Source organism: Massilia sp. KIM (assembly GCF_002007115.1).
GTDB lineage: Bacteria > Pseudomonadota > Gammaproteobacteria > Burkholderiales > Burkholderiaceae_D > Telluria.
The window spans coordinates 880,841-902,376 of sequence record NZ_MVAD01000002.1; the positions used below are offsets into that span (position 1 = coordinate 880,841).

Annotated in this window: 16 protein-coding genes; 5 read left to right on the top strand and 11 right to left on the bottom strand. The window is 65.6% G+C overall.

From position 1 onward, the window contains the following. Positions 1-270: 270 nt before the first annotated feature. The 8 genes from B0920_RS18620 to B0920_RS18660 form a co-directional block, all read right to left on the bottom strand. Positions 271-1,497 (bottom strand): lipopolysaccharide assembly protein LapB, encoded by a 1,227-nt coding sequence (locus tag B0920_RS18620; protein ID WP_078034138.1) that lies wholly within the window; start codon positions 1,495-1,497, stop codon positions 271-273. Between the two features lie 68 nt (positions 1,498-1,565). Beyond that, positions 1,566-2,000, bottom strand: coding sequence for a biopolymer transporter ExbD (locus B0920_RS18625; protein ID WP_179119223.1), 435 nt, complete (start codon positions 1,998-2,000; stop codon positions 1,566-1,568). Between the two features lie 77 nt (positions 2,001-2,077). After that, on the bottom strand, positions 2,078-2,506 hold the full coding sequence (locus tag B0920_RS18630; protein WP_078034140.1) for a biopolymer transporter ExbD: 429 nt from the start codon (positions 2,504-2,506) through the stop codon (positions 2,078-2,080). 2 nt (positions 2,507-2,508) lie between these two features. Continuing rightward, the gene (locus tag B0920_RS18635) at positions 2,509-3,444 is read right to left on the bottom strand and encodes a MotA/TolQ/ExbB proton channel family protein (protein ID WP_218669392.1); all 936 of its coding nucleotides are present in this window, start codon (positions 3,442-3,444) and stop codon (positions 2,509-2,511) included. An 84-nt stretch (positions 3,445-3,528) separates the two neighbouring features. Beyond that, a complete protein-coding gene (locus B0920_RS18645; RefSeq protein WP_078034142.1) occupies positions 3,529-4,188 on the bottom strand; it encodes an energy transducer TonB in 660 nt (219 codons plus the stop codon). 1,208 nt (positions 4,189-5,396) lie between these two features. Then, complete coding sequence (locus tag B0920_RS18650; protein WP_078034143.1) at positions 5,397-6,920, bottom strand: SpoVR family protein; 1,524 nt, start codon at positions 6,918-6,920, stop codon at positions 5,397-5,399. Between the two features lie 12 nt (positions 6,921-6,932). Next, positions 6,933-8,204, bottom strand: coding sequence for a YeaH/YhbH family protein (locus B0920_RS18655; protein WP_078034144.1), 1,272 nt, complete (start codon positions 8,202-8,204; stop codon positions 6,933-6,935). A gap of 223 nt (positions 8,205-8,427) precedes the next feature. Continuing rightward, positions 8,428-10,350, bottom strand: a complete 1,923-nt coding sequence (locus B0920_RS18660) for a PrkA family serine protein kinase (protein WP_078034145.1) — start codon at positions 10,348-10,350, stop codon at positions 8,428-8,430. Positions 10,351-10,963: 613 nt separating this feature from the next. Between B0920_RS18660 and B0920_RS18665 the strand changes: the two genes are divergently transcribed. The 5 genes from B0920_RS18665 to B0920_RS18685 all read left to right on the top strand — a co-directional run bounded on the left by B0920_RS18665 (position 10,964) and on the right by B0920_RS18685 (position 17,178). Beyond that, on the top strand, positions 10,964-11,971 hold the full coding sequence (locus tag B0920_RS18665) for an adenosine deaminase (protein ID WP_078034146.1): 1,008 nt from the start codon (positions 10,964-10,966) through the stop codon (positions 11,969-11,971). 14 nt (positions 11,972-11,985) lie between these two features. Continuing rightward, positions 11,986-14,517, top strand: a complete 2,532-nt coding sequence (locus B0920_RS18670; protein WP_078034147.1) for an ABC transporter permease — start codon at positions 11,986-11,988, stop codon at positions 14,515-14,517. A 66-nt stretch (positions 14,518-14,583) separates the two neighbouring features. Then, positions 14,584-14,973, top strand: coding sequence for a group II truncated hemoglobin (locus tag B0920_RS18675; RefSeq protein ID WP_078034472.1), 390 nt, complete (start codon positions 14,584-14,586; stop codon positions 14,971-14,973). A gap of 4 nt (positions 14,974-14,977) precedes the next feature. Further along, complete coding sequence (locus B0920_RS18680) at positions 14,978-16,294, top strand: DNA recombination protein RmuC (protein ID WP_078034148.1); 1,317 nt, start codon at positions 14,978-14,980, stop codon at positions 16,292-16,294. A 224-nt stretch (positions 16,295-16,518) separates the two neighbouring features. Further along, positions 16,519-17,178, top strand: coding sequence for a PEP-CTERM sorting domain-containing protein (locus tag B0920_RS18685; RefSeq protein ID WP_078034149.1), 660 nt, complete (start codon positions 16,519-16,521; stop codon positions 17,176-17,178). Positions 17,179-17,220: 42 nt separating this feature from the next. On the opposite strand, the gene glp is transcribed toward B0920_RS18685, so the two are convergent. The 3 genes from glp to chrA are packed head-to-tail and all read right to left on the bottom strand — an operon-like array spanning position 17,221 to position 21,525. Next, positions 17,221-19,095 carry a gephyrin-like molybdotransferase Glp gene (gene glp, locus B0920_RS18690; protein WP_078034150.1) on the bottom strand — a complete coding sequence of 625 codons (1,875 nt, stop codon included), beginning with the start codon at positions 19,093-19,095 and terminating at the stop codon, positions 17,221-17,223. A 2-nt stretch (positions 19,096-19,097) separates the two neighbouring features. After that, positions 19,098-20,207: a GTP 3',8-cyclase MoaA gene (gene moaA / locus B0920_RS18695; protein WP_078034151.1), complete on the bottom strand. Its 1,110-nt coding sequence runs from the start codon at positions 20,205-20,207 to the stop codon at positions 19,098-19,100. Next, the gene (gene chrA / locus B0920_RS18700; protein WP_078034152.1) at positions 20,200-21,525 is read right to left on the bottom strand and encodes a chromate efflux transporter; all 1,326 of its coding nucleotides are present in this window, start codon (positions 21,523-21,525) and stop codon (positions 20,200-20,202) included. The genes moaA and chrA overlap by 8 nt, the downstream gene beginning before the upstream one ends. Positions 21,526-21,536 lie beyond the last annotated feature (11 nt).

Genomic DNA, 21,536 nt, shown 5'->3' on the forward strand with positions numbered 1-21,536 from the left:
AAAGCAAAAGCGACAAAGCGCCGTTGTACCCATCAGGCGCGCCGTTATGCCGTCGGCGCATTGACACCCATCGGGCGCGCCGCTACGCCCGTCAGCGCCTTGATACCCATCGGGCGCGCGGGTATGCCGATCAGGCCGTTCCTGACCACGCCCTCAAAAACGTCGTCCCCGCGGAGGCGGGGACCCAAGTTCGCATGCGTTACGAAAACGCCGGAAAACTTGGGTCCCCGCCTGCGCGGGGACGACGGGACAGCTAAGTCAGCCGCTCGATCAGGCGATCGGGCGGTTGATTGCCATGATCCAGTAGCGGGCCAGTTCGGCAGTGCCTTCCTTGCCGCCCACGCCCTTGAGCGTGCTGATCGCTTGCGACTTCTTGCCGGCTGCGGCATAGGCTTCGCCCAGGCGCAGCTTGGCTTCGTCCGGGTAGCGCAGGCCGCCGGCCTTGATCGCCGCTTCCATCATCTTCAGGCCCTTGTCGGCCTGGCCTGCCTGCACCAGCGCGTAGCCCAGGCCCACCAGCGCGTCGTTGTCCTTGGCGGCGGTGTACTCGGCTTCGAGGGCGGCGACGCCCTTGTTCTGGTCGGCCAGGTTCTTCTCGGCCAGATCCTTCAGGCGCTTGTGGCGCTCGGCGTCCGGACCGGTGCCCAGGGCGCCGGCCTTGTAGCCCTTGTCGATGACCTTCAGCGCTTCCGCCGGAGCCTTGGCTTGCAGCACCAGCTGGGCCATTTCCATGAACTCGCTCGGCTTCTTCATCAGGTTGTTGGCCAGCTTCAGGCGGTAGACGTCCACCGCCAGGCGGCCCGAGAAGCCCGGCTTGCCCTGCACGCGGTTCAGCAGGTCGTTCCAGTACTGGGCCTTCGGATAGCTGGCGGCCAGTTTCTCGATGGTGTTGACGTAGCCTGCCTTGTCGTTCTTCTTGAGCTGGATGTTGGCCAGCATGCCGAGCTGGTCTTCGCTCAGGCGGCCGCTGGCTTCAGCCTTGCGCAGTTCGGCTTCGAGGGCGGCGATGTTGCCTTGCTTGTAGTAGTTCTGCAGCAGGTAGGCGCGCAGCTTGGGGTCGTCGCCTTTCTTCAGCAGGTTCTGGATGGTGGTGTTCGCCTTGTTCAGGTCGCCGGCGCGCATGTAGATGCCGACCAGGCCTTCCGAGAACTGCGAGCGCTCGCCGGCGCTCAGCTTGCCCGAATCGAGCAGCTTTTCAAACGAGGAGGCGGCGGTATCCCAATCGCCGGCCGAGGATGCGGCCGATGCGCGCACGCGCTCGATCAGGAAGCGCTCGTCATCGGTCTTCGCTGCCTTATCCGCGTCGCGCAGGGTTGCCAGTGCACCTTTGGCATTGCCTGACTTGAGCTGTGCTTGCGCTTGCTGCAGGGGTTTACCGACTTCCGGACGCAGCGAGACTGCGGCGTGCACGGGGGCCAGACCGACGACCGGAACGGCCGCAGTGAAACCAAGCGCGGCCAGCGCGAGGCCAAGGTGTGCGAGACGGAATTTAGTCATCTGAAAACATCCTTCTTCAAAATGGACACGGCAGGGAAACCCTGCCGTGTTGGTCAAACATGGAACGATTACTGGAACTGCTCGTTACCGACCATGCCGATCTTGGTGACGCCGAGACGCTGTGCGGTCGCCATCACGCCTGCAACTACCTTGTACTCTACCAGCTTGTTCGGGCGCAGGTGCACTTCAGGCTGGTTAGGCATCGCAGCAACGCCGTTCATCTTGGCTTCCAGGGTGTTGCGATCGGGGATCGCCTGGCCATCCCAGAGGATGGTGCCGTCGAAGTCGACGTCGATGGTGATCACTTGCGGCTTCTCATTCGTCAGCGGCGGCGGGTTGCCAACCGGCATGTTCAGATTGACCGAGTGGTTCTGTTTCGGAATCGTGATAATCATCATGATGATGAGAACGAGCAGGACGTCGATCAGCGGCGTCATGTTCATTTCCATCATCGGTTCCGGATCGGCTCCCTTGGCGGAGCCCGAACCTACGTTCATACCCATGATGTTTCCTTTTCAAATGTTGGGGTCAGGGACGCAGCGCCGTCCCCTGGGGGAACTGGCGCCGCGGACAGAGGTGCTTAGCCCCTGTCAGGCGGTTCGATCACGAAACCGACCTTCTGAATCCCAGCACGCTGTGCCGTGTAGATCACCCGGCCGATCGATTCGTAGCGGGATTCCTGGTCGCCACGAACTTTCACGGCAGGTTGCGGCACTTTCACCGCCTGCTCCGCGAGGAACTTGAACAGCTCGTCCGTATTCGCGATGCGGGTCTGGTTGTAGTACATCTCGCCATCACGGTTGATGGTGATGTTGACGTCTTCCGGCTTGGTCTTGGTGACCTGGTTCGTCTCTGCAGGCAGGTTCACTTTCTGCAGGTTCAGCACCACCGGGCTGGTGATCAGGAAGATGATCAGAAGAACCAACATGATGTCGACAAGCGGCGTCGTGTTGATTTCTGACATCACTGCATCATCATCTCCGCTTTCGGAGCCGACACTCATCGACATGATTAGCCAGCCTTCTTAGCGCCTGCTGCGGCGTTCGAGGTCGACATGGCGCCCGAGATCAGGACCGAGTGCACGTCGGCGCTGAACGAACGGACGTCTTCCATGACCGACTTGTTACGACGCACCAGCCAGTTGTAGCCCAGAACGGCCGGAACTGCGACGAACAGACCGAATGCGGTCATGATCAGTGCTTCACCCACCGGACCTGCGACCTTGTCGATCGAGGCGTTACCCGACATACCGATAGCGGTCAGTGCGTTGTAGATGCCCCAGACGGTACCGAACAGACCGATGAACGGCGAGGTCGAACCCACGGTTGCCAGGAAGGACAGGCCATCCTGCAGACGCGACTGGACGCGGTCCACGGCGCGCTGGATCTGCATGGTCACCCAGGTCGACAGGTCGATCTGCTCGAGCAGGGCGCCGTCGTGGTGCTGGGTTGCCTTGGTGCCGGTTTCAGCGATGAAGCGGAACGGCGAGCCTTCTTTCAGCTGAGCCGAGCCAGCGGCGATCGACGGAGCTTTCCAGAACTTGGCCGAGACTTCCTTCGACTGGCGCATGATCTTCTGCTGGTCGATCAGCTTGGTGATGATGATGTACCACGAACCGATCGACATCAGCGACAGGATGATGATGGTGCCTTTGTTGACGAAGTCGCCTTCTTCCCACATGGCCTGGATGCCGTACGGGTTGTGGACTTCTTCGGTCTGCTCGTCACCGGCGGCAGCGGCCGGAGCAGCGGCTGCGTCGGCAGCCGGGGCAGCAGCAGCGTCAGCTGCCGGTGCGGCTGCGGCGTCAGCGGCCGGAGCGGCTGCCGCGTCGGCTGCCGGAGCTGCCGGTGCGTCAGCGAAGGCCGGTGCGGACACCAGGGCCGATGCTGCCGTTACCGAGAACAGGACGGCCGCCAGGATAGCGGACAAACGGGTATTCTTAAACATGCTTCCTCCAAAAATATTAAATAGACAGTTCGCTGAACTAATGACAACGAAAATCACAGAGTGAGACGATGTTCTGTCTCGGTTTTATTCCAGCGTCCAGACGTACTGCACCGCTGTCCACGCCTGTTCCGGCTTGCCATCAACCATGGCTGGCTTGAATCGGCATTTCGTCAGAGCCGACTGTGCGGCTCGGTCCAAGTCACGGAAGCCACTCGACTTCGCCAGCTTGGATTCCAACACGCGACCATCGACGCCGATCAGGAACTGAAGGGTCGTGGTACCCGTTTCTTCGTTACGCTGCGACGAACGCGGATATTCCGGACGTGCGCAAGTGTTAAAGTCGGCCACGGCTTCGGAGCGGCTCGGAGCACGTGCCGGCGCCGGCGGTGCCGGAGGAGCAGGCGGTGCCGGCGGAGCCAGCGAAGTGGTCGGCGGCGGGGTATTGGTGGCTGCGGCGATCGTGTTCTGCGGCGGCGGCGGCTGGTTCACCTGCACCTCGACCGGCGGGATGAACGGAGGCGGCGGGGCCTTCATTTCCGGCGGCGGCGGCGGCGGCGGGGTTTCCGGCGGCGGCGGCGGCTTCACTTCCTCGATCAGTTTGGTTTCGACCGCTTCCGTCACCTTGCTGACGATCCGGGTACCGAGTCCATTCACGATGGCCCAGGCTACCAGCACGTGCAGCACGAGGACGATAATGAAGCCGGTCATGTTCTTCCCAGCGCTCTTCTCATGCGTAAAATTCATGCCATATTTCTCCAATACCAACTCTTTTTTGTTGCTACTAAACCCACTAAACACGACGGAAAGCTAGGAGCCGCATCCGGGACATCGAGGAATTATACCTACGAATTCTTTTTTGCACATACATTTTTACAGCACCAAAAGGGTGCCTAACTGCCTGTAAATGCAGGCAAAGCGGCTCATCTATACAAGCTTGGAGCAGGCTGTCGGGTGGTGAAGGAAACAGTAGATATATGTAATTTAGTGTAGCAATTCTCCTCATGCTGTAGAACATCAGGCCAGATTGCATAGTTTGCCAAATTTAAGACGTTAAAATGACAAGCTGGCGAATATCGTATGATGGATCACTGGTGTTTTTGCAAACTATAGCCAACTTTACGGAACTCGTGCGTACGCTTGAACTGATGTGCGTATTGCATGTTTTCCTGGTGGTTATAGGAAAAAATGATGGCGGATCGCGAGATTACGCCGTCCAGTCTGATATCAAAACGGCACTCGGCCTTGATGAATATGAAAGGTACGCGCTAAAACGGGGAGAAGTCAACCTTGCGCTGCACAAGAGTTGTGCGTGCCAAGGCCTCGGCGTGACGATTGCGCGACGAGCGAAGTGAAAAATACTTGGGGATAGTAAAGAGGCGAGGCGGGACCCGGGGGAAGAAACTTGTCGGGCGAACAAATGATAGCGCTAAACTTTGGTGATGGCTAGTTGTTTCGATATCGAACGCGACGGGCACCAAAACCCGGCGCCAAGCATACTAGAGAGAAGGGGGAAACGCCAGAGCCGGAAGCCCCGGCAGCGCGAAAAGCGGCGATGCGGGCATCCGGCCGGCGGAGCGAAAGGCGGTGGGCGGGCAAGCGCCCTGCGGGGCGAAAGGCGGCGATGCAGGCATGCGCCCGGCGGCGCGAAAGGCGGCGATGCGGGCATGCGCCCGGTGGCGCGAAAGGCGGCGATGCGGGCATGCGCCCGGTGGCGCGAAAGGCGGCGATGCGGGCATGCGCCCAGTGGCGCGAAAGGAGGCAACCCAGGCATGTGCCCGGCGCAGCGAACGGTGGCGATGCGGGCATGCACCCGGCGGCGTGAGAGGTGGCGGTGCAGGCATGTGCCCGGCGGCGCGAAAAACGGCAATGCGGGCATGTGCCCGGCCGCCGGCCGGGCCGGCCGGCGGGGGCGGGTGCAGGTCTATATATAAAAGCTGGGGGCTGGCCTGGACTCAGCGCCCGCGCTTTTCACGCCGACATTCGAGGAAGCTGACCACGTGCCCGCTCGGGTCCACGGTCTCCAGGCGCACGTCGAAGCCCCACAGCCTGGCCACGTGCTTGAGCACCTCCTGGGCCTGCTGGTTCAGCGGGCGGCGGTTGAACTGCGTATGGCGCAGGGTCAGGGCCCGGTCGTCGCGCGTATTGACCTGCCAGACCTGGATGTTGGGCTCGCGGCTGCCCAGGTTGTACTGCTCGGCCAGCTTGGAGCGCACGTAGCGGTAGCCCCATTCGTCGTGGATCGCCGAGATCGTCAGCTTGTCGCTGCGGTCGTCGTCCAGCACGGCGAAGAAGTGGAAATCGCGGATCAGCTTGGGCGAAAGGTATTGCGCGATGAAACTCTCGTCCTTGAAATTGCGCATCGCGAAGTCCAGGGTCTTGAGCCAGTCGCTGCCGGCGATGTCCGGGAACCAGGCCTTGTCCTCGTCCGTCGGGTTTTCGCAGATGCGGCGTATGTCGGTCATCATCGCGAAACCGAGGGCATAGGGATTGATCCCGCTGTAATACGGGCTGGTGGCCGGCGGCTGGTAGACCACGTTCGTGTGGCTCTGGAGGAATTCCAGCATGAAGCCGTCGCCCACGATCCCCTCCTTGTACAGGTCTTGCAGGATCGTGTAGTGCCAGAAAGTGGCCCAGCCCTCGTTCATCACCTGGGTCTGGCGCTGCGGGTAGAAATACTGGGAGATCTTGCGTGTGATGCGGACGATCTCGCGCTGCCAGGGCTCCAGCAGCGGGGCGTATTTCTCGATGAAGTAGAGCAGGTTTTCCTCGGGCTCGAGCGGGAAGCGCTGGGGCGCGGCATCCTGGATCTGCTCTTCGCGCCGCGGCAGGGTGCGCCACAGCTCGTTGACCTGGGATTGGGCGTATTCCTCGCGTTCCTTCTGGCGCGCCATTTCCTGGGCCACCGAGAGCTTGGCCGGCCGCTTGTAGCGGTCCACGCCATAGTTCTGCAGCGCGTGGCAGGAGTCGAGCAATTCCTCGACCGCGTCGATGCCATAGCGCTGCTCGCATTCGGCGATGTAGTTCTTGGCGAACACCATATAGTCGACGATGGCTTCGGCGTCGGTCCAGGTGCGGAACAGGTAGTTGCCCTTGAAGAACGAATTGTGCCCGTAGGCAGCGTGCGCGATCACCAGGGCCTGCATGGTCAGGCTGTTTTCCTCCATCAGGTAGGCGATGCAGGGATTCGAGTTGATGACGATCTCGTAGGCCAGGCCCATCTGGCCGCGGCGGTAGCTCTTCTCGGTCGAGAGAAAGTGCTTGCCGAAGGACCAGTGGTTATATGAGACCGGCATGCCCACGGAGGTGTAGGCATCCATCATCTGTTCGGCGGTGATGATCTCGAGCTGGTTCGGGTAGGTGTCCAGGCCGTAGCGCTTGGCCACCCGCTTGATTTCGTCGTGCGCCTGCTCGATCAGGTCGAAGGTCCATTCCGACTGATCGGGCAGGGCGCGGGGATTGGTACGGTCGTCTGGCATGCTGCCTCCGTATTACTTGGCCTGCTTCTTGAACAGCTCCCGGAACACCGGGTAGATGTCGGCCGGGGTCACGATCTTCTGCATCGCGAAGTTGCGGTGGCTGGCGGCCACTTCGCAGTACTGCTCCCACAGGTTCTGCGGCGGGCCGTCGGTGATCTCGACATAGGTGTAGTACTGGACCCGCGGCATGATCGCGCTGGTCAGGATCTGCTTGCACAGCACCGAGTCGTTGTCCCAGTTGTCGCCGTCCGAAGCCTGGGCCACGTAGGCGTTCCAGTCGGCGCTGCCGTAGCGCTCGGCAAGCACCTTCTGCAGCAGGTGCAGGGCCGAGGACACGACGGTGCCGCCCGACTCGCGCGAATGGAAGAACTCGTTCTCGTCGACCTCGGCCGCAGCCGTGTGGTGGCGGATGAAGACCACCTCGATCTTCTCGTAGACCCGCTTGAGGAAGAGGTAGAGCAGGATGAAGAAGCGCTTGGCGGTGTCCTTGCGGGTCTCGTCCATCGAGCCGGACACGTCCATGATGCAGAACATCACGGCCGAGGTGCTCGGCTTGGGCACCTTGATGCGGTTGGAGTAGCGCAGGTCGAAGGGGTCGATGAAGGGGATGGCGTTGAGCCGGATGTGCAGGTGGTGCACCCGGTCCTTCAGGCGCAGCACTTCGGGATCGTCGGGCGGCGCGCCCGCGTCCAGCAGGGCCTTGAGCTCGTCCTCGACCTCGGCCAGCTCGCGCTTGGCCGGCCCGCCGACCGCGATGCGCCGGCCCAGGGCGCCGCGCAGCGAGCGCAGCACGTGGATGTTGGATGGCGTGCCGGACACGTTGTAGCCGGCGCGCTGGTTCTTGAATTCGACGGTCTGGGTCAGCTGCGTCTTGACCATGTTCGGCAGCTCCAGGTCCTCGAAGAAGTAATTCATGAATTCTTCGCGCGAGAGCTCGAAGATGAAATCGTCCTCGGTGGTCTGGTCGCTGTTGCCGGCCCGGCCGCGTCCGGCGCCGCCGCCTCCGCCGCGCGGGCGGTTGAACTGGTCGCCTTTCTGGTACTCGGTATTGCCCGGGTTGACCGTTTCCCAGACGCCTCCGTGGGCATGGCCGAAATGAGGTTCGTTCACGTCCTTGACGGGAATGGAGACCTTTTCGCCGTTCTCGATGTCAGTGATCGAGCGGCCCTTGATCGCGCGGCCGACCGCGTCCTTGATCTGCGCCTTGTAGCGGCGCAGGAAGCGTTCGCGGTTGACCGCAGACTTGTTCTTGCCTTGCAAGCGACGGTCGATGAGGTAAGTCAAAACAGGCCTCCTGCTGAAAATAGCGGGGGGACGCGGCGCGTCCCGGCGCTGTGGCACCCGACAACCTTATCTTAATACGTTGTGGGTTCGAGGGTGCACGCCACGCCAAACTTCCCGGATGGGCGCCGTCACGGCCGCAGCGGGGCGCCGTAGCGGACGCCGTGACCGCCGCCGCTGCGGACGCCGGCGGCCTGCGGCCGGCGCCCCGCGGGGCCGCGTCGGATTACGAGGATTTACGCACGCGCAGGTACCATTCGCACAGCAGGCGCACCTGCTTGGGCGTATAGCCTTTCTCGACCATGCGCGCCACGAAGTCGGCGTGCTTGTTGGCATCCTCGGCGCTGGCCTTGGCGTTGAACGAGATCACCGGCAGCAGTTCCTCGGTATTCGAGAACATCTTCTTCTCGATCACGCTACGGAATTTCTCGTAGCTGGTCCATGCCGGATTCTTGCCGGCATTGGTGGCGCGGGCGCGCAGGCTGAAGTTGACGATTTCGTTGCGGAAATCCTTCGGGTTCGAGATGCCGGCCGGCTTCTCGATCTTCTCCAGCTCGGCGTTGAGCGATTCGCGGTCGAAGCTCTCGCCGGTGTCCGGATCGCGGAACTCCTGGTCCTGGATCCAGAAGTCGGCGAAGGTCACGTAGCGGTCGAAGATGTTCTGGCCGTACTCGGAATAGCTTTCCAGGTAGGCGGTCTGGATCTCCTTGCCGATGAAGTCGACGTAGCGCTGGGCCAGGTGTTCCTTGATGTAGGAGAGGTAGCGCTGCTCGGTCTCCGGCGGGAACTGCTCGCGTTCGATCTGCTGCTCGAGCACGTAGAGCAGGTGGACCGGGTTGGCCGCCACTTCGGTGTTGTCGAAGTTGAAGACCTTGGACAGGATCTTGAAGGCGAAGCGGGTCGACAGGCCGTTCATGCCTTCGTCCACGCCGGCATAGTCGACGTATTCGTGCAGCGACTTGGCCTTGGGATCGGTGTCCTTGAGGTTCTCGCCGTCGTACACCAGCATCTTGGAGAAGATGCTCGAGTTCTCGGGATCCTTCAGGCGCGAGAGCACCGCGAACTGGGCCATCATGCGCAGGGTGCCCGGGGCGCAGGGCGCCTTGTCGAGCGAGGAGGTGCGCAGCAGCTTCTCGTAGATCTTGACCTCGTCCGACACCCGCAGGCAGTAGGGCACCTTGACGATGTAGATACGGTCGAGGAAAGCCTCGTTGTTGCGGTTGTTGCGGAAGGTCTTCCACTCCGATTCGTTGGAGTGGGCCAGCACGATGCCCTCGAAGGGGATGGCGCCGAAGCCCTCGGTGCCCTTGTAGTTGCCTTCCTGGGTGGCCGTCAGCAGCGGGTGCAGGACCTTGATCGGGGCCTTGAACATCTCGACGAATTCCATCAGGCCCTGGTTGGCCAGGCACAGGCCGCCGGAATAGCTGTAGGCGTCCGGATCGTCCTGGGCGAAGTCCTCGAGCTTGCGGATGTCGACCTTGCCGACCAGGGAGGAGATGTCCTGGTTGTTCTCGTCGCCCGGCTCGGTCTTGGCGATCGCCACCTGCTTGAGGATGGACGGATAGCGCTTGACCACGCGGAACTTGTTGATGTCGCCGCCGAATTCGTGCAGGCGCTTGACCGCCCACGGGCTGGGAATGGTGCGCAGGTAGCGGCGCGGGATGCCGTAGTCCTCTTCGAGGATGGTGCCGTCTTCCTCTTCGTTGAACAGGCCCAGCGGCGATTCGTTCACGGGCGAACCCTTGATCGCGTAGAAGGGCACCAGTTCCATGAGGCTCTTGAGCTTTTCGGCGATCGAGGACTTGCCGCCGCCGACCGGCCCCAGCAGGTAGAGGATCTGCTTGCGCTCTTCCAGGCCCTGGGCCGCGTGGCGGAAGTAGGACACGACCTGCTCGATCACTTCCTCCATGCCGTAGAACTCGCGGAAGGCCGGATAGATCTTGATGACTTTGTTGGCGAAAATGCGCGACAGACGCGGGTCAAGGCGGGTGTCGACCAGGGTGGGCTCGCCGATCGCCGCGAGCATGCGTTCCGGCGCGCTGGCATAGCTCAGCGGGTCTTTCTTGCACAGTTGCAGGAACTCCGACATGGAGTATTCCTCTTCCCGGGTACGCTCATAGCGGGCTGCGTAGTTGTCAAAGATGCTCATTTGTGTGTCCTCTAATGTGCTAACAACGATCACTGTCATGGCAGCCCGTCATCAAGGACTGCCCCAGGCCCCGGTTTTTGTGGCGTACTCCTTGTTCTGTCGTGCCGCAGGCGGTGCCGGGTTGGCCGCGCCGTCATGGGTCACGATTATTGTTGTTGTACCGCCCGGTCCTGGTCGGTCCGAGCAGTCTCCCGCAGTTGGAGAGCGTCTTTTTTGCGTTTATGAAATTTATTATGTGCCTATTAGTTCCCGAAGTCAAAGCAGTGTCGCGTGTGCTGGTGTGGCTGAGTTTGCTACTACCCAAGTACTTGAAACAATTAAGAAAATGAAGAATTTGAACGACGCTTTGGCGGCGCCTGAAGGGGTGCCGGAACGCTGCGCGAGGGTGGTCCGAAACGGTGGACAATCCACCGCGTCTAGCTGCTTTCTCTTTCGCTAGTGTGAGTCGATATTGCACGATCTGCTCAACCTGTGGCGCACGCGTTTTCCAATCGTGCGCACCCCGGCGCGGACGCTTTTTCACTCTGTCGCGGAGGGTAGTCGGGCATGCGGTACACTTGTCAGTCGGGTCCTACCAAACCCTTGTTCACTTGAAAGATTGCCGGAGAAAACCATGCTCGACGATCGCCTGCGCCGCCTCCTGACCGGAATGCCCAAGGCTGAGCTTCACATCCATATCGAAGGCTCGCTGGAACCCGAACTGATCTTTGCGCTCGCGCAAAGAAACGGCGTGCAGCTAGCCTATCCCTCGGTGGAGGCGTTGCGCCAGGCCTACGATTTCAGCGATCTGCAGTCCTTCCTCGACATTTATTACGCGGGCGCCAGCGTGCTGCTGACCGAGCAGGACTTCTATGACATGACCGCCGCCTACCTGGCGCGCGCCCATGCCGACGGGGTCCGCCATGCCGAGATCTTCTTCGACCCCCAGACCCATACCGCGCGCGGCGTCCCCTTCGAGACCGTGATCCAGGGCATCTGGCGCGCCTGCCAGGACGGCCCGATCAGCGCCAGCCTGATCATGTGCTTCCTGCGCCACCTGTCCGAGGACGAGGCCATCGCCACGCTCGAGGAGTCGCTGCCCCATCGCGACAAGTTCATCGGCGTGGGCCTGGATTCCTCGGAAGTCGGCCACCCGCCCGAGAAATTCGCGCGCGTGTTCGAGCGCGCCCGCCAGCTCGGCCTGCACCTGGTGGCCCATGCGGGCGAGGAGGGGCCGCCGGCCTACATCGAGAGCGCGCTGGACGTGCTCAACGTCGAGCGCATCGACCACGGCGTGCGCTGCCTGGAGAGCCCGGACCTGGTCGAGCGCCTGGCGCGCGAGCAGATGGCGCTGACCGTGTGCCCGCTCTCGAACGTCAAGCTGCGCGTGTTCGACGTGATGGGCAGCCACAACCTGCGCCGCCTGCTCGACGCCGGCCTGGCCGCCACCGTTAACTCGGACGACCCGGCCTATTTCGGCGGCTACCTCAACGCCAATTACCTGGCCGCCTTCGAGGCCCTGCCGCTCGACGAGGGCCACGCGCGCCAGCTGGCGCGCAACAGCTTCGCCGCCGCCTTCGTCGAGCCGGAGCGCAAGCGCGCCTGGCTGGCGGAAGTCGACGCCTTCTTCGCCGCCGCCTGAAAGGAAAGCAATCCATGTTCAAACAGGCACTTCGCATGACCGCGCGCGACTGGCGCGCCGGGGAGCTGCGCTTCCTGCTGGTGGCCCTGATCGTGGCCGTGTCCGCGCTGTCCTCGGTGGGCTTCTTCATCGACCGCATGCGCGCGGGCCTGAACCGCGACGCCCACCAGCTGCTCGGCGCCGACCTCCTGATCAACGCCGACGATCCGGTGCGCGAGGAGTGGCGCCAGGAAGCGCGCCGGCGCGGCCTGCTGCTGGCCGAGACCGTGACCTTCCCGAGCATGGCCCAGGCGGGCGAGGGCGAGGACTCGCGCGCCCAGCTGTCCTCGGTGAAGGCGGTATCGCCGGGTTACCCGCTGCGCGGCCAGCTCAGCATCACGCAAGACCCCGACAAGGCCGGCAGCGCGCTGGGCGAGAAGACCCGCGCCACGCCCGAGCCGGGCACGGTGTGGGTGGACGCCAACCTGCTGCCTGCGCTGCAGGCCAAGGTGGGCGACCGCATCCAGCTCGGCGACAGCACGTTCCGCATCGCCCAGCTGATCGCGGCCGAGCCGGACAGGGGCGCCTCCTTCGTCAACTTCGCGCCGCGCGTCATGCTGGCGCTCGAGGACCTGAAGGCGACCGGCCTGGTGGACGATTTCGCGCGCGTGACCTTCCGCCTGCAGGTGGCCGCGCCTTCGGCCAACGACATGGCGCCGGTGCGCGACTACGCGGCCTGGCTGCGCGCCCAAATCAAGGAGGGCAACGTCAAGGGCGTGCGCATCGAGACCCTGGAGAACGGCCGGCCCGAGATGAACGCCACGCTCGACCGCGCCGACCGCTTCCTGTCCTTGGTGGGCCTGCTGTCGGCGATGCTGGCGGCGGTCGCGGTGGCGATGGCGGCGCGCCGCTTCATGCAGCGCCACCTGGACGCCTGCGCCATGCTGCGCTGCCTGGGCATGACCCAGAACCAGGTCGGCGCCATGTACCTCACCGAATTCGCCCTGGTCGGCCTGGCCGGGAGCGCGATCGGCGTGGCGGTCGGCTTCGGCGCCCACTTCGTGCTGCTGCAGCTGATCGGCAGCCTGATTCCGACCGAGCTGCCGCCGGTCTCGCTGCTGCCGGCCCTGCAGGGCATCGCCACCGGCCTGCTGCTGCTGGTCGGCTTCGCGCTGCCGCCGGTGCTCCAGTTGCGCAACGTGCCGCACAACCGCGTGATCCGGCGCGAGCAGTCCGCGCCCCAGCCGGCGGCGCTGGCCACCTATGGCCTGGGCGTCGGCGTATTCCTCGGCCTGCTGCTGTGGCAGGCGGGCGATGCCAAGCTGGCCCTCACCACCGCCGGCGGTTTCCTGGCCGGCTTCGGCCTGTTCGCCCTGGTCGCCTGGCTCGGCCTGCTGCTGCTGCGCCGCCTGCGCAACAGCTTCAGGCACCAGGGCTGGCGCTTCGCCGTCACCTCGCTCCAGCGCCGCCCCGGCGCCACCGTGGTGCAGGTGGTGTCGCTCGCCCTGGGCCTGATGGCGCTGCTGCTGCTGACCGTGGTGCGCGGCGACCTGATGGCGGCCTGGCGCCTGTCCACGCCGCCGGACGCGCCGAACCGCTTCATCATCAACATCCTGCCCGATCAGAAGCAGGGCGTGGAGCGCCAGCTGGCCGGCGCGGGCGTGCGCGAGCCCGTGCTCTATCCGATGATCCGCGGCCGCCTGACGGCGGTGAACGGCAAGCCGATCACGCGCGAGACCTACCAGGAAGACCGCGCGCGCGGCCTGGCCAACCGCGAGTTCAACCTGTCCACCACGAAGGACGTGCCGACCGCCAACGAGATCGTGGCCGGCAGCTGGTACCGCGACGCGCCCGGCGTCTCGGAAGCCTCGGTGGAGGAGGGCCTGGCCAAGACCCTGGGCCTGAAGCTGGGCGACACCATGCGCTTCGACATGGCGGGCCTGATCGTGGACGCGAAGATCACCAGCCTGCGCAAGCTCGAATGGGGCTCGATGCGCGCCAACTTCTTCGTCATCATCAATCCGGCGGCGATGGCCAACGCGCCCACCACCTACATGACCGCCTTCCACCTGCCGCAGGAGGGCGCCGCGCTGGCCAACAGCCTGACGCGCGCCTATCCGAACCTGACGGTGATCGACGTCTCCGGCATCATCCGCCAGCTGCAGGAAGTGCTGGACCAGGTGGTGACGGCGGTCGAGTTCCTGTTCCTGTTCACCCTCGCCTCGGGCGTGCTGGTGCTGTACGCGGCCCTGATGGGATCGCAGGCCGAGCGCACCCGCGAGGCCGGCCTGCTGCGCGCGCTGGGCGCGACCAGGCAGCAGCTGGCCCAGGCCCAGCGCATCGAGTTCCTGCTGGTGGGCGGCCTGGCCGGCCTGCTGGCGGCCAGCGGCGCCGCCGCCCTGGGCTGGGCCCTGGCCACCTACCAGTTCAAGTTCCCCTGGGTGTTCGCGCCCGGCGTGTGGGCGGCCGGCCTGGTGGTGGGCGCGCTGTGCGCCATCGTGGGCGGCTGGCTGGGCCTGCGCGGGGTGCTGCGCCATCCGCCGTTGCAGACCCTGCGCGAAGCCTGAAGGCCGTAAGCAACATGAAACCATCGCCGCGGCCACGGGCCGCGGCCGGTGCGCTATCATGGCGGAATGCCTGAAACCCAAACCCTGTACGACATCATCGGCGGCGCCGAGCGCCTGCGCGAACTGGTGGACCGCTTCTACGACCTGATGCAGCTGGAACCGGAATTCGCCGAGATCCACGCCATGCATCCCGTTCCCAACGACAGCTCGCGCGAGAAACTCTTCATGTTCCTGTCCGGCTGGATGGGTGGACCGGATCTCTTCATCGAACGCTACGGCCATCCGCGCCTGCGCGCGCGCCACCTTCCGTTCGCGATCGGCACCAAGGAACGCGACCAGTGGCTGCGCGCCATGGCCTGGGCAATGGAGGACCTGGGCTGGGACGACGAGCTGCGCCTGCGCCTGATGCAATCCTTCTACCACACCGCCGACTGGATGCGGAACAAGGCCGACTGACGCCATGAGCACCGCCGATCTCCTGGTCCTGCTGGGCCTCGCCCTCGTGGCGGGCCTGCAGGTGCTGCTCCTGCTGCGCGCCCGCAACAACGGTGACCAGCGCCATCTCGAACGCCTGGAGCGCGAACTGCGCCTGGAAATGCAGGCCAGCGCCCAGGGCACGCGCCAGGAACTGGCGGCCCATCTCGGCCAGTACCACGGCGCCACCGTCCAGCAGCTCGACAGCATGCGCCAGCAGATGCAGCTGCATTCCTCGAGCGGGCGCGAGGAGCAGGCAAGGGCGCTCAAGCGCTTCGCCGACACCATGCAGCAGACCTTGGCGAACCTGACGGAATCGAACGCCCAGCGCATGCTCGAAGTGCGCGGCACCCTCGAAACCAAGATCCGCGACCTGCAGCAGGACAACGCCAGGCGCCTGGAAGAGATGCGCCAGACCGTGGACGAGAAGCTCCACGCCACCCTCGAGACCCGCCTGTCCGAATCCTTCCGCCAGGTGTCCGAGCGGCTGGAAAAGGTGCACCAGGGCCTGGGCGAGATGCAGCAGCTGGCCATCGGCGTCGGCGACCTGAAGCGCGTGCTCACCAACGTCAAGACCCGCGGCACCTGGGGCGAAGTCCAGCTCGAGATGCTGCTGGAGCAGGTGCTGACGGTCGACCAGTACGCCAAGAACGTCGAAACCGTGGCCGGCTCGGGCGCGCGGGTCGAGTTCGCGATCAAGCTGCCGGGCACGGTCGAAGGCGGGCCGCCGCTCTGGCTGCCGGTCGACGCCAAGTTCCCCAAGGAGCAGTACGAACGCCTGCTGGATGCGGCCGAGGCGGCCGACGCCGAGGGCGTGGCGCGCGCCGGCGCCGAGCTCGAACGCGCGGTGCGCGGCGAGGCCAAAACCATCTGCGAGAAATACGTGGCGCCGCCGCACACGACCGACTTCGCCATCCTGTTCCTGCCGACCGAGGGCCTGTACGCCGAGGTGATGCGCCGTCCGGGCCTGGCGGACGAGCTGCAGCGCAGCCTGCGCGTGAGCATCGCCGGCCCTTCGACCCTGAGCGCCCTGCTCAACAGCCTGCAGATGGGCTTCCGCACCCTGGCGCTGGAAAAGCGCTCGTCCGAGGTATGGCAGGTGCTGGGCGCGGTGAAGACCGAATTCACCAAGTTCGGCGAGGTGCTGGCCACCACCAAGGCGACCCTGGAGAAGGCCGCCCGCAACATCGAGAGCGCGGAGGTGCGCAGCCGCCAGATGGCGCGCAAGCTGAAGTCGGTGGAGGCGCTGCCGAGCGAGGCGGCGCAGCTGATGTTGGGCGACGGCGCGCCGCTGGACGACTGAGCACCTGCCGCCGGCGCTCCCGCAGAGGAGGGCTGGCGCCTTGTTTATTTCCCGATACTGCTAAACGCCAGAACATTCTTTCTAAATTTTGTAATCGTTGCGAAATACATATCATTACAAAATTGTTTCACCGCACGTTTGACACTTGCTCGACTGGACTCGCACCATAGCTTGCCTTCAAGGCAAATGTATGTACATGTGACCCTTAACAGCAAGGAGATTTCATGAACAAAGTATGTGCGGCAGCAGTGTTCTCGCTCGTGTCCGGCATGGCCCTGGCCGGTCCCTCAAGCACCACGGTGACTTTCTCGAAGGGCTATGAAGGCTGGGTGCCGCCGACCGGCACCGCCGGCGGTTCCTACATCAGCTCCACCCCCGGCAGCAAACACGGCGAGGCCCTCTACACGGCCAACCCGGATACCTTCGGCCTCGAATGGTCGAACCGCGAGAACCCCGCCTTCATCGGCAACTTCGGCGCGGTAAAGTCGGTCACGATCGGCCTCGACATCAACGTGAAATCGATCACCTTCCGTGGCCGCGAGGTCGAGCGCGAACTGGTGGTCGAGCTGCGCGACTACGACAATCCCTACAACGGCATGCCCTACACCGCGGTCTGGGCCAAGCTCGGGACCATCAGCCACAAGGGCAGCTGGCAGCGCCTGCAGGTGACCATCCCCGACACCCGCGCCACCACCATGCCGGCCGGCTGGGGCGGCACCGGTTCGGGCGGGCTCTCGCTGCCGCCGGGCCGGACCTTCGCCGACGTGCTGGCGGGCGTCGACGAGATCGCGTTCACGACCTATGTGCCGGGCTGGTTCTACGGCTTCACGAACTACGAGCTGGCGGTCGACAACGTGTCGATCGCGGTGAGCGGCAGCCGCTGACGCGGCGCGGGAAGGACGGGGTGGCCGGCGCCGGCCCCCCGTTCAGAGCAGGCCCTCGAAGGGCAGGATGTCGACGCTGTCGCCGGCCGCGACATCGCCCTGTTCGTCGTGCAGCACCACCATGCAGTTCGCTTCCGACATCGAGCGCAGGATGCCCGAGCCCTGGGAGCCGGTGATCCGCACTTCGGGCAGGCCGTCGGCGCCGCGCGTCACGATGCCGCGCTGGTACTCGGTGCGCCCCGGCTTCTTGCGGATCGCGCCCGCGGAGCGCGCCTGCAGCAGGGGCAGCGGGGCCTCGGCGCCCATCATGCGCAGCAGGGCTTCGCGGGCGAAGAAGTAGAACGAGACCATCACCGCCACCGGATTGCCGGGCAGCCCGAACAGGAAGGCCGAGCGGCCGTTCGAATTCACCCGCCCGAAGGCCAGCGGCCGGCCCGGGCGCATGCCGATCTTCCAGAAGCTCACGTCACCCAGGCGCGCCATCACCTGTTTGGTGTAGTCGGCCGCGCCCACCGACACCCCGCCCGAGGTGATGATGGCGTCCGCGTTCTCGCAGGCGCTGCGCAGCGCTTCTTCCAGCGCCTCGGGGCTGTCGCGCACCACGCCCATGTCGACGATGTCGCAGCCCAGGCGCTGCAGCATGCCATAGATGGTGTAGCGGTTGCTGTCGTAGACGCAGCCCTCGCCCAGCGCCTCGCCGATCGAGCGCAGCTCGTCGCCGGTGGAGAAGAAGGCCACCCGCAGGCGGCGCCGCACCGGCACCTCGGCGATGCCGAGGGAGGCGATCAGGCCCAGGTCTGCCGGGCGCACGATCCTGCCGGCCGGCAGGGCGGCGCTGCCGGCCTTCAGGTCTTCGCCGGCGAAGCGGCGGTTGTCGCCCGGCTGGATGCTTCCCGCCCGCACCACGATGGCCTCGCCCAGGTCCTGGGCCACGAATTCCTGGGGCAGCACGCTGTCGCAGCCGGCCGGCATGACGCCGCCGGTCATGATGCGCACGCACTCGCCGGGCGCCGGGACCAGGCCGGAGGGCTTGCCCGCATAGGCCACGCCGATCACGCGCAGGGTGGCCGCGCCTTCGCGCGGCAGGTCGGCCCCGCGCAGGGCGTAGCCGTCCATGGCCGAGTTGTCGTGGGCCGGCACGTTGATCGGCGAGACGATGTCGCGCGCCAGCACGCGCCCGAGGGCGGCGCGCAGCGCCACCTGCTCGACCGCGCGCACCGGCTCCACGAACTCGCGGATGATGCGCTGGGCGCTGCGCACCGGCAGCGCGTCCGGGTCGTAGCCGTCGACGCAGCTGGCGATCCGGGCCAGGGTGGGCGGCTGGGAGTCGTCCAGCGCGCGCAGCTCGTCCAGGGTGTTGATATTACGGAAGGCGTCGGCGTCCTCGAACAGCACCTCGACCGCCACCAGGTCCTTGTACCAGCCGTCGACCCGGCGTCCGCCTTCGGCCAGGTAGCGCGACAGTTCCGGCAGGCGGCTGGCGCGCACCAGGCAGAACACCGGGTGCGGCTGGGCGCGCATGCCGGGCTCGCGGGTGGCGGCGTAGGCGACGTCGGCGTCGTTCGCTTCGAGTGCGGCGGCCAGGCGCGCGGCCAGGTCCTCGGGCAGGAAGGGCGAATCGCAGGGCACGGCCAGCAGGAAGGGCGTGGCGCAGTGGCGCAGGCCTGCTTCCAGGCCGGCCAGCGGGCCGGCGAAGTCCGGGGTCTCGTCGGCCCATACCGGCACGCCGAGCGCGGCGTAGGCCTCGCGGTTGCGGTTGGCGTTGATGGCCAGGCTGCCGACCTGGGGCGCCAGGCGCGCCAGCACCTCGGCCGCCATGGTCTTGCCGCGGAAGGGCTGCAGGCCCTTGTCGACGTGGCCCATGCGCGTGCCGCGTCCACCCGCTAGGATCAATCCGCTGATCGCATTCCTGTCCATATTCACCCGCCGATGTAGGACATCTCGACCTTGCGCTCGCCCGCGTCCGGGCGCGCGGTCGCGGCGGTGCGGGTTTCGGAATAGCGGTCGGCGCGCACCCGCCACAGCTGGGCGATGGCGCCGGACAGCTCCAGGTCGGAGCGGCCTTCGCGCAGCAGGGCGCGCAGGTCATGGCCGCGGGTGGCGAACAGGCAGGTGTAGAGCTTGCCCTCGGTCGACAGGCGCAGGCGCGTGCAGTCGCGGCAGAAGGCCTGGGTGACGCTGGAGATCACGCCGATCTCGCCGGCGCCGTCCGCATAGCGCCAGCGCGCCGCGGTCTCGCCCGTGTAGTTGGGATCGATCGGGACCAGGGGCATCTCGGCCGAGATGCGGCGCACCACCTCGGCGGAGGGCAGCACCTCGTCCATGTTCCAGCCGTTGGAGGCGCCCACGTCCATGTATTCGATGAAGCGCAGGATGTAGGGCGAGTCCTTGAAGTGGCGCGCCATCGGCAGGATCTCGCCGTCGTTGGTGCCGCCCTTGACCACCATGTTGATCTTGATCGGTCCCAGGCCGGCGGCGTGGGCGGCGTCGATGCCGTCCAGTACGTCGGACACCGAGAAGTCCACGTCGTTCATGCGCTTGAACATGGCGTCGTCGAGCGCGTCGAGCGAGACCGTGACGCGGTCCAGGCCCGCGTCCTTGAGCGCGCGCGCCTTGCGCGCCAGCAGCGAGCCGTTGGTGGTCAGGGTCAGGTCGAGCGGGCGGCCGGAGGGCGTCGGGATGGCGCGCAGCATCGCGATCAGGCGCTCGAGGTCCTTGCGCAGCAGGGGTTCGCCGCCGGTCAGGCGCAGCTTCTCGACCCCGTGGGCCACGAAGATGCGCGCCACCCGCTCGATTTCCTCGAAGGAGAGCAGGGCGCTGTGCGGGAGGTAGGCGTAGTCCTTGTCGAACACCTCCTTCGGCATGCAGTAGACGCAGCGGAAATTGCAGCGGTCGGTGACGGAAATGCGCAGGTCGTGCAGGGGCCGCCCGAGCGCGTCCATCAGGAGGCCGGTAGGCGCTTCGGGTCTTGCGGGCACCGTCAGCGAGGGTGCGCGCAGGTCGTTGATCAGGATGATTTTTTCAGCCATGCCAATACGATAGCACGAGCCCCGCCATTCCACAGGCGGCGATCAGTTTGATGGGGCCGACGCGAAAAGCCAGCAGGGCGACGGCGGCCGCCGCGCCGATCGCGAGCGCGGCCGGCTGGAGCACGCCGCCGGCGAAGAACACGTGCTGGCCGAAGAACAGCGCGAGGCTGGCGATCACGCCCACCACGGCGGCCGAGATGGCGCTCAAGGGCGCGCTCCAGCGCAACTGGCCGCGTCCCGACTCGACCAGCGGGCCGCCGGCCAGGATGAAGACGAAGGAGGGCAGGAAGGTGAACAGCGCCGCCACCAGCGCGCCGGCCACGCCGGCGATGGCCAGGTGCCCGGGGCCGAACAGGGCATGGGTCCAGCCGCCGACGAAGCCGACGAAGGCGACGATCATGATCAGGGGGCCGGGCGTGGTCTCGCCCAGCGCCAGGCCGTCGATCATCTGGTGCGCATCGAGCCAGCCGTAGTGCTCGACCGCGCCCTGGACCACGTAGGGCAGCACCGCGTAGGCCCCGCCGAAGCTCATCACGGCGGCCTTGGTGAAGAACCAGCCCATCTGCGCCAGGGCGTGCTCGCGCCCGAAGGCCAGGGCCAGCAGCAGCCAGGCGGCGCCGGCCAGGGCGCAGCCGAGCAGGCAGGCGCGCAGCAGGCGCGGCCAGCTGAAGCGAGCGTGCTCGGGCGTGGGGGTGTCGTCGTCGATCAGCGCCGGGGCCGGGGCAGGGCGCCCGGGCCCGGCCGGGTGGGCGCCGCCGGGCTGGAAGCGCTCGGGCCACAGGCGCGCGCCCACCACGCCGGCCAGGGCGGCGCCGAGCACGATCAGGGGGAAGGGCAGGTCGGCCACGGCGATGGCGAGGAAGGCGGCGAGGGCGATCGCGGCCAGCGCGCCATTGCGCAGGGTGCGCGTGCCGATACGCCAGGCGGCGGCGATCACCAGGGCGACCACGGCGGGCTTGATGCCGGCCATCAGGCCCGCGATGAGGGCCAGGTGGCCATAGGCGAGGTAGACCCAGGACAGCAGCATCAGGAGCAGCAGCGAGGGCAGGATGAACAGCAGGCCGGCCGCGATGCCGCCGGGCGCGCGGTGCAGCAGCCAGCCGATGTAGACCGCGAGCTGGGTGGCTTCGGGGCCGGGCAGCAGCATGCAGTAGTTGAGGGCGTGCAGGAAACGCCGCTCCGAGATCCAGCGCCGCCGTTCGACCAGTTCGGCGTGCATCAGGGCGATCTGGCCGGCCGGGCCGCCGAAGCTGATGAAGCCGAGCTTGAGCCAGAAGAGCAGGGCGGTGCGGAAGGGGACGGGCGCGGGCGTGGACATCCGATGATTGT